This is a genomic window from uncultured Tenacibaculum sp., assembly GCF_947502995.1.
Classification (GTDB): Bacteria; Bacteroidota; Bacteroidia; order Flavobacteriales; family Flavobacteriaceae; genus Polaribacter.
Map to the genome: position 1 here is coordinate 174578 of NZ_CANNBW010000007.1, position 16119 is coordinate 190696.

Annotated in this window: 14 protein-coding genes and 1 tRNA gene; 2 read left to right on the top strand and 13 right to left on the bottom strand. The window is 31.1% G+C overall.

Annotated elements, in window-relative coordinates:
* Window positions 1–5: 5 nt before the first annotated feature.
* The 7 genes from mgtE to Q1A46_RS07695 all read right to left on the bottom strand — a co-directional run bounded on the left by mgtE (window position 6) and on the right by Q1A46_RS07695 (window position 7517).
* The gene (gene mgtE / locus Q1A46_RS07665) at window positions 6–1361 is read right to left on the bottom strand and encodes a magnesium transporter (protein ID WP_299676223.1); all 1356 of its coding nucleotides are present in this window, start codon (window positions 1359–1361) and stop codon (window positions 6–8) included.
* Complete coding sequence (gene rsmA / locus Q1A46_RS07670; RefSeq protein ID WP_299676226.1) at window positions 1330–2154, bottom strand: 16S rRNA (adenine(1518)-N(6)/adenine(1519)-N(6))-dimethyltransferase RsmA; 825 nt, start codon at window positions 2152–2154, stop codon at window positions 1330–1332. Before rsmA ends, mgtE begins: the two co-directional genes overlap by 32 nt.
* Entirely contained in the window at window positions 2144–2764 is a 621-nt protein-coding gene (locus Q1A46_RS07675; protein ID WP_299676229.1) for a M23 family metallopeptidase, read from the bottom strand. The genes rsmA and Q1A46_RS07675 overlap by 11 nt, the downstream gene beginning before the upstream one ends.
* Window positions 2765–2814: 50 nt before the next feature.
* On the bottom strand, window positions 2815–3144 hold the full coding sequence (locus tag Q1A46_RS07680) for a DUF4286 family protein (protein ID WP_299676232.1): 330 nt from the start codon (window positions 3142–3144) through the stop codon (window positions 2815–2817).
* Between the two features lie 14 nt (window positions 3145–3158).
* Window positions 3159–4934: a tetratricopeptide repeat protein gene (locus Q1A46_RS07685; RefSeq protein ID WP_299676235.1), complete on the bottom strand. Its 1776-nt coding sequence runs from the start codon at window positions 4932–4934 to the stop codon at window positions 3159–3161.
* Between the two features lie 317 nt (window positions 4935–5251).
* Complete coding sequence (gene serS / locus Q1A46_RS07690; protein ID WP_299676238.1) at window positions 5252–6526, bottom strand: serine--tRNA ligase; 1275 nt, start codon at window positions 6524–6526, stop codon at window positions 5252–5254.
* A gap of 58 nt (window positions 6527–6584) precedes the next feature.
* On the bottom strand, window positions 6585–7517 hold the full coding sequence (locus Q1A46_RS07695) for a bifunctional riboflavin kinase/FAD synthetase (protein WP_299676240.1): 933 nt from the start codon (window positions 7515–7517) through the stop codon (window positions 6585–6587).
* 184 nt (window positions 7518–7701) lie between these two features.
* Here Q1A46_RS07695 and Q1A46_RS07700 point away from each other — a divergent pair, with 184 nt between their 5' ends.
* Window positions 7702–10530, top strand: coding sequence for a TonB-dependent receptor domain-containing protein (locus Q1A46_RS07700; RefSeq protein WP_299676243.1), 2829 nt, complete (start codon window positions 7702–7704; stop codon window positions 10528–10530).
* Between the two features lie 12 nt (window positions 10531–10542).
* The gene (locus tag Q1A46_RS07705) at window positions 10543–12213 is read left to right on the top strand and encodes a G-D-S-L family lipolytic protein (RefSeq protein ID WP_299676246.1); all 1671 of its coding nucleotides are present in this window, start codon (window positions 10543–10545) and stop codon (window positions 12211–12213) included.
* 40 nt (window positions 12214–12253) lie between these two features.
* Here Q1A46_RS07705 and Q1A46_RS07710 read toward each other — a convergent pair whose 3' ends face one another.
* The 6 genes from Q1A46_RS07710 to Q1A46_RS07735 form a co-directional block, all read right to left on the bottom strand.
* Window positions 12254–12481, bottom strand: coding sequence for a hypothetical protein (locus Q1A46_RS07710; RefSeq protein WP_299676249.1), 228 nt, complete (start codon window positions 12479–12481; stop codon window positions 12254–12256).
* An 89-nt stretch (window positions 12482–12570) separates the two neighbouring features.
* Complete coding sequence (locus Q1A46_RS07715) at window positions 12571–14115, bottom strand: glycine--tRNA ligase (protein WP_299676252.1); 1545 nt, start codon at window positions 14113–14115, stop codon at window positions 12571–12573.
* Window positions 14116–14216: 101 nt separating this feature from the next.
* On the bottom strand, window positions 14217–15122 hold the full coding sequence (locus Q1A46_RS07720) for a hypothetical protein (RefSeq protein WP_299676255.1): 906 nt from the start codon (window positions 15120–15122) through the stop codon (window positions 14217–14219).
* 338 nt (window positions 15123–15460) lie between these two features.
* A tRNA-Arg gene (locus tag Q1A46_RS07725) sits at window positions 15461–15534 on the bottom strand.
* A gap of 44 nt (window positions 15535–15578) precedes the next feature.
* On the bottom strand, window positions 15579–15806 hold the full coding sequence (locus Q1A46_RS07730) for a putative signal transducing protein (RefSeq protein WP_299676258.1): 228 nt from the start codon (window positions 15804–15806) through the stop codon (window positions 15579–15581).
* A gap of 18 nt (window positions 15807–15824) precedes the next feature.
* Complete coding sequence (locus Q1A46_RS07735; protein ID WP_299676261.1) at window positions 15825–15977, bottom strand: SsrA-binding protein; 153 nt, start codon at window positions 15975–15977, stop codon at window positions 15825–15827.
* Window positions 15978–16119 lie beyond the last annotated feature (142 nt).

A 16119-nucleotide genomic window follows, 5' to 3' on the forward strand; every position in this document is an offset into this window, starting at 1 on the left:
GAATATTAATATCCTAAAATTATTTTAGCAATCGTAAAGTAAATTAAGATTCCAAAAATATCATTACTAGTGGTGATAAACGGTCCAGTTGCTATCGCAGGATCAATTCCTCTTTTATCTAAGAATAAAGGAATAAACGTACCGATAAGTCCAGCTACAATAATTACAGCTACTAAGGATACAGATACGGCAAGAGAAATTCTTAAATCGTTATCAGCATCAGAGAAATAAACAAATAAGAATAAAACAATGGCTAAAGCTATTCCGTTTAATGTAGCTAACAACATTTCTTTTATCAATCGTTTATTCACGCTTCCTTTAACATCGTCGTTTGCTAAACCTTGAACAATAATTGCAGAAGATTGAACTCCTACATTACCGGCCATGGCAGCAATTAATGGAGTAAAGAAGAATAACACTGCATTTTCTTTAAATGTGTGTTCGAAATTTTTCATGATTAAGAAAGCTCCAATTCCTCCTAACAAACCTAAGAATAACCATGGTAAACGTGCTCTTGTTAATTCTAAAATAGTATCATCAGCTTCAACATCTTGTGTAATACCGGCAGCTAATTGATAATCTTTATCAGCTTCTTCTTTAATTATATCAACAATATCATCTATGGTAATTCTACCGACAAGTGTTCCTAATTCATCAACAACAGGAATAGCTTCTAAATCGTATTTACGCATTTTATTTGCTACATCTTCGGCTGTATCGTGAACATTCACATAGTCAACTCTAGGAATATAAATATCTGCGATTTTTGATTTGGTTGAAGCCATTAGTAAATCTTTCAATGACAAACGACCTTTAAGTTTTCCGCTATCATCAACCACGTAAATTGAATGTACTCTAGTAACTTCTGCTGCTTGATCTCTCATTTTGGTTACGCAACCTAGAACAGACCAATTTTCGTTTACTTTAACAAGCTCTTTTGCCATAAGTCCACCCGCAGAATTTTCATCAAAACGAAGTAACTCAACAATTTCTTTTGCGTGTTCTTCATCTTCAATCTCTTTCATTACTTCCTGTTTACGCTTTTCAGGAAGCTCAGCAATTACATCTGCAGCATCATCAGTATCTAACTCGTCAATTTCTTCTGCAATTTCTTTTGCAGATAATTGCTCTAATACTTTTTCACGAACATCATCATCTACATCCATTAAAACTTCGGATGTGGTTTCGCTATCTAATAAACGGATAATATATACAGCTTCATCAAAAGTTAATTCATCTAAAACTTCTGCTATATCAGCGTGATGTACATCAGTGAAAACATTGGAAAGTGCAGTATCTTTTTGATTTGCAATTAAGTTTGAAACGTTATCAAGAAGTTCTTTCGTTATTTCTATCGCCATGACTTGCAATTTTATCCGTCAATTCTATAAACTCTTGTACCGACAATTGTTCGGGACGCATGGCAAATATAGGGTCTTCTTTTAAGGTATCCGAAAGATTCATAGATTTTAAACTACTGCGCAACATTTTTCTTCTTTGGTTGAAAGCTGTTTTTACAACACGGAAAAAAAGTTTTTCATCTACAGGTAATGTGTAATTCTCTTTACGAATCATTCGCATTACACCAGAATCTACTTTTGGAGGTGGATTGAATACGGTTGGTGGTACTGTGAATAAGTATTCAACATCGAAAAAAGCTTGAGCTAATACAGATAAAATTCCGTAAACTTTACTTCCTTTTTTCTCAGCGATACGTCGAGCAACTTCTTTTTGAAACATTCCAGAAAACTCAGGAACCAAATCTCTGTTTTCAATGGCTTTAAAAACAATTTGTGAAGAAATATTGTATGGGAAATTTCCAATGATAGCTACCTGTTCTCCATTAAATGTTTTAAACAGATTTTGTTTTAAAAAATCACCTTCTATTATATTAAATTTTTCTTTTGAAGTGTTCAGTTTAATATGCTCAACGGGAAAAACTTCATGTAAATACGTAACAGACTCAGAATCTAATTCCATAACGGTTACTTTCGGTTTTTTCTCCAATAAGTATTTAGTTAAAACACCCATTCCAGGACCAATTTCTAAAACATTATCATATCCTTTTTCAGTTAATGAATCTGCGATCTTTTTGGCAATATTTTCATCATTTAAAAAGTGTTGTCCTAAGTGTTTTTTAGCTCTAACGCTCATCTTCTATTGTTCTGTGGTTTTTAATAAACTCTGTTGGATCAAGATATCCTTTTGTATTTTCAGAATATCCAGGACCCAAAGGTAAGGTAATATCTTCTCTTATTTCAAAATGTAAATGTGCATAATATGCTCCATTAGCTGTTCCGATGGTTCCAATTTTAGTTCCCTTTTTAATCCAAGAATCTTTTACAGTAATTATAGTATCACAATGTGCATACAAAGACTCTACTATTTTGTTATTAGGAAGAAAGTGTAAAATTCGAATTACATTTCCCCATCCTCCACCGTAATCTTTACTTTCTTTTATAAATCCGTTTGCTATTGCATAAACAGGATCACCTAAATCTGTATTTCCACCAGTTACAGCGTTCCAATCGTCACCCAAATGATAATTTTTTGTAAACTTTTGTGCGTTATAATATCCCTTTGCATTGGGTTTACCCACTGGAAAATCGAATTGTGTAGCGATAAAGTTATGAGGAACAGTATCTTTATTGGCTTTGGTAAGAATTATTGTATCTTTTTTAAGTGCTAGTTTAATTTCTATGTTATGTTTTTTACAAGAAATTAGTATAACTAAAGATAAGAATGCAATAATCCTAAATATCATGGCTGTATAAGTTTAGTTACATATAGAATATTTGAGATTTAAATGATATTTTAATTACTAGCTACTTTCGGAAAAAACTCTTTAATCACTTTTAACTCTGTTCTAAAAGCTAACATTTTATCAGCAAACTTTTTCATACCATCTGAACGTAATTTTTCAGCATCGTATTTATAATAGTTGTCTAAATCTTCTCTCGTTGGTGCTGTATATTGAATGGAATATGTAACTCCTCCCATTTCTTCTTCTACTAAAACTTGTGTCATTTTAGCACTTGTAAATCTTCCAGTAGCTAATACTTCTGGAATATGAGATTGTATCCAGTGTAACCATTCATCGTGAATACTCTCGTCTATATTAATTGTAACGTTGTATATGTACATAAATAAAATTTCAGTTAAATAGTATCACCTCTCAATTTTCTAAATTTTTTTCTAGCATCAACTAAATATATGCTCGAAGGATAATCGAAAATTATTTTTTGGTAATATTCTTTTGCTTTTTCAGGGTTATTTAATTCATTATTGTATAATTCTGCAATGTTATAATAAACATCATCTGCTAAAATACCTTTTTCATCAATTTCTAAAATTCTAGCATAAGTTAAAATAGCTTCGTCATATTTTTTCTTTTTTGTAAATAGTTCTGCTTTTTTAAATAAAGCTTCGTCTTCTATAGGCTGTCCTTTAAATTCAGATATAACTCCATCTAAAACTATCATAGCTTCATCATTTTTATTCTGATATGCTAATAAATCTGCTTTAGCATAAGATGCTAAACCACTTGGTAAACTATCTTTTGGTTGATTATCAGAAATAATTAAAAACAAATCTGCAGCATCGTTTGCTATTAGCTGACTAGCAGAGCCTTTCAAGACTTTTAATTGTGCTTTAGCCCATTTAAAATCACTTTTAAAATATGATGTTTGCGCTACTTTAAATCGAGCTTCTTGACCCAGCTCATGGTTTTTAAATCTAGATTGAACTTGTGAAAAATAAATCAAGGCTTTGTTAAATGTATTTTGATAAACCAATACATCGGCCAATTTTAATTTAACACTAGCTTTTTGATATTTGTTTTCAGAAAAAGTAATCGCTTTTTCCAATACTTTTTTAGCAGCTTCAGGATTATTTTTAACAAATGTCAAATAATCAGCATAAGCAACTTGAATAGAAAATGTATTTCTGTTTACACCAAATTCTTTAAAAACTTCTTGAAATTTTGTTTCAACATCTTCAGCTTTAGTAGCTACTGCTATTTTTAAATTCATTAAAATAGCGCTGAATTTATCTTCTACATAACTTGATTTTTCAATAGTAAAATCGAAACATTTTTTAGCTGTTTCATAATCTTTGTTTTGAAAAGCTATTTCACCTAAATCGTATATTTTTACAAGCTTATCATTATCTCTCTGATATAGAGCTTTGTTTTGAATTAAGGCTTTTCCATATTCTTTTTGAGTTATAAATAACCAACTTAATAAATCATTCCAAATGTTTTTCGGATTACTAGCAGATTTACGAAGCAATGTTTTTTTGAAAAGAACATTATTTTCATTTTCACTATCATCAGTAATATATTTAGCGGTAAAACTTTTAATTGTGTTAAGATAGTTTTCGTTGTGATCTAAAAAGTTGATATACTCGTCGAACATTAGCGCAAAATCTCCTTTTTCACCATGAATTTGTGCTATTTGAAATTCATAACGAAGGTTTTTATTGGTTTCTGAAGCTTTTTTGTACGCCTCAATAGCTAAATCCAATTTATTATATCCTTTGAATAAATTAGCAATAGTACCGCCATAACCTGATTTTTTTGAAATAGATTTGATGGCTTTTTTGTAAAATTTTTCAGCTAAATCTGTTTGTTGTTGGCGTTCGTAATTGTATCCAATTATTACGTTTAAAAAAGTGAGATTAGGTCGTTGTTTTAACTTTGTGTTTAATAAATCTGTAGCTGCTTTAAACTGATCTGTTTCCTGGTAACAAGAGATTAATCTTTTTAGGTAAGTAGTGTTAAAGGGACTTTTATTTACAAGTTCCTTATAAATTTGAGTGGCTTTTTCAAATTCATTATTTCTAAAATAATTTTCAGCTAAGGCAAAATCATTCGATTGAGCATAAATGAATAGGTTGTTAGCCAGTATAATAAGTAAAAATATGCGAATCTTCATCAATCAAAAATAAACAACAATATTGTTAAAAATACATTAAAAAAAAGGTTTTTTCTGGAAACTCTGTAATGTTTTGGCACGAAGTTTGTCTTATTCTTTGTGTATAACTAAACAATTTACCAAAATGAAAAATTTAACTAAGCAATACGATCTAGCCAATAATAAAGCAAAGGAATTCATGAAGAACGGACAGATATCTCAATATTTTGAGGCTTTGTTAGAAGTAAATAGATACAAAAAATTAATGACCATTGTTGTTTCGAATTAATATATAAACACAGTAACCAGCGGCGCGCACTGATTACTGTTATTTGATATTAATTTATTATTTCAAACCCACAATAAGGTACTAATACTTCTGGTATTTTTATTCCTTCAGGAGTTTGATAATTTTCTAAAATAGCAGCTAATACTCTTGGTAAAGCAAGAGAACTTCCATTTAGAGTATGTGCTAATTGATTTTTATCTTCACTATTCTTATAACGTAATTTTAAGCGATTAGCTTGAAACGTTTCAAAGTTAGAAGCTGAACTAATTTCTAACCATCTTTCTTGAGCTGTAGAATACAATTCAAAATCAAAAGTTAAAGCAGCTGTAAATCCGGTATCTCCACCACATAATCTTAAAATTCTATAAGGTAATTTTAATTCTCTTAAAATTCCTTTTATGTGTTCAACCATTCCGTTTAAAGCTTCATAAGAATTTTCAGGCTTTTCAACTCTAACAATTTCAACTTTATCAAATTGATGTAAACGATTTAAACCACGTACATGAGCACCATAACTTCCAGCTTCTCTACGGAAACAAGGAGTATAACCTGTTAACGTAATAGGTAAATCTGCTTCCTTAACTAAAGATCCTCTATATAAATTTGTAATAGGAACTTCAGCTGTAGGAATTAAATATAAATCATCTGCAGTAACATGGTACATTTGACCTTCTTTATCAGGTAATTGACCTGTTCCAAATCCAGAAGCTTCATTTACTAAATGAGGAACTTGAACTTCATTATAACCTGCACTTGTATTTTTATCTAAAAAATAATTGATTAAAGCACGTTGTAAACGAGCACCTTTTCCTTTGTAAACAGGAAAACCAGCTCCAGAAATTTTAGCACCTAAATCAAAGTCAATAATATCATATTTCTTAGCAAGTTCCCAGTGTGGAAGTGCTTTTTCTCCTAAATTAGGAATAGTTCCTTCTTTAAAAACTTCTTCATTGTCTTCTTCTGAAGTTCCAGCAACGACTGAAGCATGAGGAACATTTGGAATTTGATATAATAAATCTTGAAGTTTAGTAGTTACATCATTTAATTGCTCTGTAAGCTCTTTTCCACTTTCTTTTAATTGACTTGTTTTTTCTTTTAAAAGATTTGCTTTCTGAACTTCACCAGATTTAAAAAGCATACCTATTTCTTTGGACAGTTTATTAGAGTCAGCTAATACATTGTCTAAAGAAACTTGAGTAGATCTTCTAGTTTCATCAAATTTTAAAACATCATTAATAATAGCTTCTGCGTTAGCAAAATTTCTTTTTGCTAAACCTTCTAATACAACATCTTTGTTGTCTCGAATAAACTGAACTTGTAACATAAGTTGAATTTTTTAGGCGACAAAGATACACGAAGCACAAGACTTAAGCAATCTATACTTATAGATTATTATTAATGTAGTTTAAACAGAAATTTTTATCAAGTTCTAATTGTTTGGTTAAAGCTTCTATTGAATCAAATTTTTGTTCTTCTCGAATAAAGTATATTAATTCTGTAGAGATTGTTTTGTCGTATAAATTCCCAGAAAAGTTGAAAAAATTAACCTCTATAGTTTGATCTTTACCATCAACAGTAGGTCTATTTCCAATATTCATCATTCCATAAAAACTTTCGTTTTCAATTTTAGATTTCACTAGATAGACACCAGCTTTAGGAATTAGTTTATAATCTTCCTCTATAGTAATGTTTGCGGTAGGAAAACCTATTTTGTTTCCTAAATTATTACCTGTAACAACTTTTCCAGCTAAAATAAAGTTATAACCTAAATAATTATTAGCTGTTTTTAAGTTTCCTTCTTTTAGAGCATTTCTAATTTTAGTAGAACTCACAGCGACACTATCTATATCTTGAGCAGGAATTTCTTCTACTTTAAAATTATATAGATGAGAAAACTCTGTTAATTGTTCGATATTTCCTTCTCTATTTTTTCCAAAATGATGATCATATCCTATGATTAATTTTGAAATTTTTAATTGATTGACTAAGATATTACGAACAAAATCAAGAGCGGTTAATCTAGAAAACTCTTTACTAAAAGGATGAATAATTAAATAATCTAATCCTATTTCATCTAATAATTGAGTTCGTTCTTGTATAGTATTGATTAATTTAACGGAAGCTTCTTTTTGAAGTACCATTCTAGGATGCGGGAAAAATGTTAGTAATACAGATTTTTTACCATCATTCTTAGCTTCATCTACTAGTTTTTTTATTATCTTTTGGTGTCCAATGTGAACTCCATCAAAAGTACCGATAGTTACATAGGTTTCTTGAGTTGGAGTGAAATCTGAAATAGAATAAACTGTTTCCAAATGCTGTGATATAGTTTATGCAAATTTACAAGTTATAAATTCAAGAAAACGCATGAGTTCATAAAATGTGATAATATTAAAAAAAACGCTTAGTTATTGATTAAATAATAATAAAAAGTGTCAAAATATTTTAGGAATGAAAAAAAATTGTATTTTGCGATATAGTTAACAAATTATTTACATTATGATGAAAAAATTATTAGTAGCTGCCTTTTTGTTGCTGAGCAGCTCATTAATGATTGCACAGACCACCATTACAGGTACGGTAAATGATGCATCTCTTGGTGGACCTCTACCAGGAGCAGATATTAAAATTTCAAGGAAGGCAGTTGGTACTACAACTGACTTTGATGGAAAATTTACGTTAGTAGTAAATGACAAGCCACCTTTTACTATTGTAATTTCTTCTCTAGGTTATCAATCAAAGACAGTAGAGATTACTAAAAACAATCAAGAAGTTACAGTAGCCTTAACAGAAAATGCTACAGCTTTAGATGAAGTAGTTGTTTCGGCGTCTAGAACTCCTGAAAGAATTATGGAATCTCCTGTAACTGTTGAACGATTCGATTCTAGGGCTATTAAAAATACATCTTCCCCTTCTTTCTACGATGGTTTAGAAAACTTAAAAGGAGTAGATATTAATACAAACAGTTTAACATTTAAATCTGTAAACACTAGAGGTTTCGCAACTTTTGCAAATACACGTTTTATGCAGTTAGTGGATGGAATGGATAATTCATCTCCTGCTTTAAACTTTGCTTTAGGTAACTTATTAGGTTTATCTGAATTAGATGTGAAAAGTGTTGAATTACTTCCTGGTGCTTCTTCTGCTTTATATGGAGCAAACGCATTCAACGGAATTATGTTTATGACTAGTAAAAGTCCTTTTGATGATACAGGAATTAGTGTTGTAGCTAAAACAGGATTTACTCGTCAGCAAGCGGCTGGAAATAATGCATTTTATGATGCTAGTATGAGAATGGCTCATACATTTAGTGATTACTTTGCTGCAAAAGCAACTTTTTCTTATTTGAAAGGTACTGAATGGTTTGCAACTGATGATCGTAATACTTTAAACGGAGATTATACATTTGGAGATAGAAATTCTGATCCAAACTATGACGGTTTAAATGTTTATGGAGATGAGGTAGCGACTAATCTTGGAGGAGCAATTGGTAACGTAAGTAGAACTGGTTACGATGAAAGAGATTTAATGGATTACGATGCAAGAAGTATGAAGTTTGGTGCTTCTTTACATTATAGACCTTTAGGAAATGATAGGTTAGAAATTATTTGGAACTCTAAGTACGGTAGAGGTAATACGATTTACCAAGGAGCTAACCGTTATTATATTAAAGACTTCTTTATGGAGCAACATAAATTAGAGTTCAGAGGTAAGTATTTCTTTGTTAGAGGATATTTAACTTCTGAAGATGCAGGAAATTCTTATGATACAAGATTTACTGCAATTAACTTAAACAGAGCATGGAAATCAGATAGACAATGGTTTGGAGAGTATGCTGCAGCATATTTAGGATCTATTCCTGGAGTTACAGCTTCTAATCATCAATTAGCAAGAGCATTTGCAGATGGTTTCTTACCAAACGGACAGCCTAGAACTGATGGATCAGGTGTTAGACCAGAACCGGGTTCTGCTGAATTTAATAGATTGTTTAATCAGGTAACAGCTGATCCTGATTTAGCAACAGGTTCTAAATTTCAAGATGAATCTCAAATTCGTCACGTTGATGCAAATCTTAACTTAAAAGAGTATATTGATTTTGCAGAAGTTCAAGTAGGAGGTTCATATAGAGAGTATTTATTAAACTCAAGAGGAACTATTTATACGGATTTTGACGGACCTATTACTTACGATGAATATGGTGTGTATACACAAATTCAAAAGAAATTAATGGATGATAGATTAAAATTAACAGGATCTATCAGATACGATAAAGCTCAGAATTTTGATGGTAATTTTTCTCCTAGAATATCTGTAGCATATGCTGCTGGAGAAAGTAAGAATCATAATTTCAGAGCGTCTTTTCAAACAGGATTTAGAAATCCAACTACTCAAGATCAATACATTGGTTTAGATGTAGGTAGAGCTTTCTTAGTAGGTTCTGCTCCAGATAATTTAGATCGTTATGTTACTCCGCAAATTGATTTGAGTGGTAACGGTACTGCAATAACAGGATTACCAAGTATAGCTATAACAGGTAGAGCAGGATATGAAAATGCATTTTCAGCTACTTCTGCTCAAGTATTTGCTCAAACAGGAAATGTTTCTGATTTAGTGGTTGCAGATGTTGGTTTAGTAAAACCAGAAAAAGTAACTGCTTTTGAAGTAGGTTATCGTTCTGCTATTCCAACAGGAGATAATAAATTAAGTGTAGATTTAAGTGTGTACTATAACGAGTATGAAGATTTTATTGCAAATGAAAATGTAGTAGCTCCTTTATATGGAAATGTGAATTTATCAGATACAGCTCCTATTGGACCTGGAGGAGCTCCAGTGCCATTGGCAATTGCTTCTTTAGCAAATGGAGATACTGCTGTATTCAATACTTACACCAATACAGATTCAGATATTAGTTCTTACGGTGCTACAATTGGTTTGAATACTAAAATCTTTAATGGTTTTAATGTAGGGTTAAACTATACATTATCTAAGTTTGACTTTGATCAGTCTACTGATCCAGATTTTGAAGCTGGTTTTAACACACCTGAACACAAAATCAAACTAGAATTTGGACATAATAATTTATTTGAGAACTTCGGATTTAATATTAATGCTAGATGGCAAGATGAGTACTTATGGGAGTCTACTTTCCATGATGCAGTGATTGATTCGCGTACAGTATTAGATGCTCAAGTAAATTATAGAATTCCTTCAATTAAATCTGTAATTAAAGTTGGAGGTGCTAACTTAACAGGGAAAGAGTATTTGAGTGCGCCTGGTGTAGGAGCGATTGGATCTCAGTACTTTATCTCATGGACAATTAATAACTAAAAAATGAACAGAATGAAATTTAAATATAGTTGGTTACCTCTTGTTTTTTTAGGGTTAACTGCGTGTGATGTAAATAATGATTTAGAACCTATTGTTGAACCAGTTGCAGAGGTTGTTCCGTTAAATTCTAATGGTTTAGATTTATCTAATTATATTTCTGTTGGAGCTTCGTTTACCGCGGGTTTTACAGATAATGCATTATTCATTGCCGCTCAAGAAAATTCTTTCCCAAATATTTTATCTCAAAAGTTTGGTTTAACTGGAGGAGGTAATTTTCCTCAACCTTTAATGGGTGATAATGTCGGAGGTTTATTATTTGGAGGAACATTAATACAAGGACCAAGATTGTATTTTAATGGTACTGGTCCAGCATCTTTAGCTAGTTTGGGGGCAGTTCCTTCAACAGATGTTACTACACCTGTTACTGGAGATGTAAATAATTATGGAATTCCTGGGGCTAAAAGTTATCATTTTGTAGCGCCTGGTTATGGAAATCTTAGTGCTGTACCTTTAGGACAGGCTAATCCTTATTTTGCAAGATTCTCATCTGGAGCTACAGCTACTGTTTTAGGAGATGCAGTTACAAGACAACCTACTTTCTTTTCTTTATCTGAAATTGGTGGAAACGATGTTTTAGGTTATGCTTTGTCTGGTGGAACAGGAATGAGCCAGGAAGGAAATTTAAATCCTGCTACTTATGGACCTGCAGATATTACAGATACAAATGTATTTGCTAATGTTATGAACAATATGGTTACTGCATTAACTTCAAATGGAGCTAAAGGTGTTGTTGGGAATTTACCTTATATTACTACGTTAGCACATTTTACGACAGTACCTTACAATCCATTAGATCCGACAGTTGATACAGATGCTGGTGAGCAATTAGCAGCTCAGATCCCATTATTGAATAATGTTTATGGTGCAATTAATCAAGTTTATGCAGGTGCTGGTCAACCTGAAAGGTCTATAGTTTTTTCAGCTGACACTTCTAATGCGTTAGTAATTTTTGATGAAGATGCTAGAGATTTATCTATGGATATCACAAATACTTTAGCGGCAAGTCCTACGTTTGTTCCTTTTGTAGAGTCTTTAGGTTTACCTGCAGCAGCAGCTCCTTTAGTAGCTCAATTATTAGGTCAACAATATGGAAAAGCTAGGTCAGCTACAAGTGGTGATCTATTTGTTTTACCAAGTAGTTCAATAATAGGAACAGTAAATCAAGATGCAGCTGCAGCTTTAATAACGCAAAGTGGAGGTCTTTTACCAGCTACTTTAGCAGGTCAGTTTTCTGCTCATGGTGTAACTTTACCATTAGCTGATAAGTGGGTTTTAACTCCTCAAGAGCAAGATGCGATTAGAATTGCTACTGATGCTTATAATGGTACTATTAAAACTTTAGCTGATGCAAATGGTTTAGCTTTTGTAGATTTTAATAAAGTTTTACAAGAAGGAGCAACAAGTGGTCTTAAATTTGACAGATATATTTTAACTACTGACTTAGTAACTGGAGGTTTAGTAAGTTTAGATGGTGTTCATTTGACAGCTAGGGGTTATGCTTTAATGGCTAATAAATTCCTAGAAGCTATCGATGAAACTTATGGAAGTAACTTTTCAGCTGCTACAGATGGTTTAGCAAAAGCAGATGATTATCCAACAAATTATTCACCTTCTCTTAGGTAGGTAATTTAATATCATAATGTAAAAAAGGTTGAGAATATTCTCAACCTTTTTTTGTATCTGTATTTTTTTTATTTTCAATAATATATTTTTTGTATTTACCATCTTTATATCTATCATAAATAAAAACTGGCATTAATATAAAAGACATGTACATTACACCAAGGCCCATTACAATTTGAGCTTTTTCATGATTAGTGTTTAAAAGATAAGCTCCAACAATCATCCAAATTAAGAAGATGATAAAAAGGACAGGAATGATTTTTTTCATTTTGTAATGTTGTTTTTAGATTTTACAAAAATAAAAAACCTACTAACAAAAGTGTTAATAGGTTTTATAATGTTTTTAAGATTGATTTCTTACATTTTCATTAACCAAGTTCGCATATCAACCTCTTGCTTAATAATATCTCTTAAATCGTCTATTTTTACTCTCTTCTGTTCCATTGAATCCCTGTGACGAATTGTGACAGTGTTGTCTTCTAAAGTATCGTGATCTACAGTAATACAAAATGGTGTTCCTGCAGCATCTTGACGTCTATAACGTTTTCCAATACTTACTCCTTGATCATCGATTATAGTGTTGAACTCCCATCTTAATTCTTTGTAAATTTTCTGGGCTATTTCTGGTAAACCATCTTTATTTGTTAATGGCATTATTGTAGCTTTTACAGGCGCTAATACCGCAGGTAATTTTAAAACAACTCTAGATGTTCCATTTTCTAATTCTTCTTCTTGTAAAGAATTAGAGAATACAGCTAAGAACATACGGTCTAATCCGATAGATGTCTCTAATACATAAGGTACGTAGCTCTTGTTTTCTTCATGATCAAAATATTGTAATTTCTTTCCAGAGAATTCTTCATGCTGTTTTAAATCAAAATCTGTACGTGAATGAATTCCTTCTAATTCTTTAAATCCGAATGGGAATTTAAATTCGATATCAGCAGCGGCATCAGCATAATGAGCTAACTTTTCATGATCGTGGAAACGGTAATTGTCTTCACCCATTCCTAACGATAAATGCCATTTTAAACGTGTTTCTTTCCAGTGTTTATACCATTCTTGTTGGGTGCCTGGTTTAATGAAAAATTGCATTTCCATTTGTTCAAATTCACGCATTCTAAAAATGAATTGACGAGCGACGATTTCATTTCTAAAAGCTTTACCAGTTTGAGCGATTCCAAAAGGAATTTTCATTCTACCAGTTTTCTGAACGTTTAAGAAGTTTACAAATATACCTTGAGCAGTTTCAGGTCTTAAGTATACTTGCATAGAGCTGTCTGCTGAAGCTCCTAATTGTGTTCCAAACATTAAGTTGAATTGCTTAACGTCTGTCCAGTTTTTTGAGCCAGTTAAAGGATCTGCTATCTCTAATTCTTCAATTAAAGCTTTAACGTCAGCTAAATCTTCATTTTCTAAAGATTTTGCTAAGCGAGAAAGTATTGAATTGATTTTTTCCTGATAACCTAAAACACGTCCATTTGTAGCTAAAAACTGTTCTTTGTCGAAGCTATCTCCAAATCTTTTAGCTGCTTTTTTAACTTCTTTATCAATTTTAGCTTCAATTTTAGCGCAATAATCTTCTACTAAAACATCTGCTCTATATCTTTTTTTTGAGTCTTTATTGTCAATTAAAGGGTCATTAAAGGCGTCAACGTGGCCAGATGCTTTCCATGTGGTTGGGTGCATTAATATAGAGGCGTCAATTCCTACTATATTTTCGTTCATTTGAACCATTGCTTTCCACCAATACTCTCTAATATTCTTCTTTAATTCTACTCCATTTTGAGCATAATCATACACAGCGCTTAAACCGTCATAAATTTCAGATGATTGAAAAATATATCCGTATTCTTTAGCGTGAGAAATAACCTTTTTAAATTGATCTTCTTGTTTTGCCATACTGCAAAAATAAAATATGGTTTGAATTATCAATACTTTATAAATAAAAAAGTGAAGAATTTATTATTCTTCACTTTTATGTTTTTATAGAGTGTTTAATTTTATCTTAATTTAACTTGTGTTTTTCCAGTAAAAATACCATCAACATAAGTATTAATTGTGTGTAAACCTTTGGTAATATCTCCTCTATTTACTAGAATTAAAGATACTACACCTAGTTGATTATTGTCGTAATCGGCAAAGATATTATCGCTAAAAACTATTGTTTCTCCACTTTTAATCTTTTTGTCTCCTTTAGCAGCAATTACATTTTTATTCTCATCTAAAATCTGAATTAGAATTTCTTTTTTACCTGGTGTAGTAATTGGATTAGGTTCTAAATCAAATTTTATTTTAAAAGCATCTGTTCTTCTAGATCTAGAAGTTGTAGTTAATTTACCGCTGCTTCTTTCTTTCATGGCAAAAGCACTAATGTTATTAACTTTTATTATTCCAGCTTCATCAACTTTAGCTTTAAGAGCCTTGCGCTCTTTTATAAGTGAGTTATTTTTTCTTGTTAATGTTTTTTGTGAAGCATTCTTTTCCTCAAGTTCGTTTTTTACAACTATATTTTCTTGTAATAACTCATAATTCTGTTTGTTTAAAGAATCAACTTGAATGAATAAACGTCTGTTTTCTCTTTCTAGTTTTACAATTCTTCTAGAGTATTTTACAATAAGGTTGTAATTCGATTTTTTAAGGTTTTTAATAGAATCTCTTAAAATAATTATTTTATTGATCTCCTTAATAAGTCTTTGAGAAAGATCTTTGTTTTTTACATTGATGTTTTTGTAATCATCAATAATTTCATCTAATTCAGCCTGTAGCTCAATTTTCTGTTCAGAAAATGCATCTTCTAGCTTTTTATAGTCACTGTTTAATTTGAAAGAATATACTACAATTAAAATGACTAGTGTAGCTATAAGATACTTAAAACCATTAGGTTTTACACGGTTTTTAGGACTCATTACTTTATATTGGGGCTTTTACTATGAGATTTAATTAAATATAACAACGAAAAAATAGTTATTTTATTCTAGTACTAAATTTAAACATCAATTGCTTAGTCCTTTTAGATGCTTTGATTTTAAAGTAGCTAAACAACAAATGAGCCACAAAGTTATAATTTTTATAATAGATATTACTTTTAAAGCTGTATAATTAGTTAAAAGGTTGTTTTTTTCTCGAGTTTTGAGTAGTTTCTTTTACTGAGGTTTTCTGACTAAACCGATTTTGTGATGTTTGAAAACAAAGCTTAACTTTTGAAAATAAAAAAATCCTTTAGAGTAAATTCTAAAGGATTTTGTGACCTCGGCAGGATTCAAACCTGCAACCTCTTGAGCCGTAATCAAGTGCACTATTCAGTTATGCTACGAGGCCGTTTTTGCGGATGCAAATATATAAGTTTTTTTTAAATCTTAAAATTATTTAGAAAATTCTTTTTTAAAATTTTCTAAAGCCTCACTTGCTTTTTCTGAATCCGACTCGTTAATTAGAAGGTCAACAGATTGTCCTAGTGTTGCAAAACCAGCTAATCTTCCAGATTCATGGTTGTCTTTAATAATTGAAGTTATACCTAATTCATCTAGAATTTGTGCTAATCTATTTACAATTATCGATGTTCCTGAAAAAAGTTTAATATAATCACTCATAATCAAAATTTTTAAAAATTAATCTAATGCGTTTTTTGTGATATAAGCCCTCCATCCAATTATTGCTAGTTGAAATTTTGAGGCTTTTGTAATATCCAATTGTCTTTTGGTGAAAGACGGAAGCATGATTTTGTTGATTTTGGCTAAAGCCTTAAATAATTCTTTTCTCATTATAAAAGGTTTGTAATCAAATATAATGAAAAAGGATGGAAAAGTGATGAGGCTTGGCTCATCACTTTTCACTTTTTCGTTTTCACTTTTTCGTTTTCACTTTTTCGTTTTCACTTTTTCGTTTTCACTTTTTCGTTTTCAC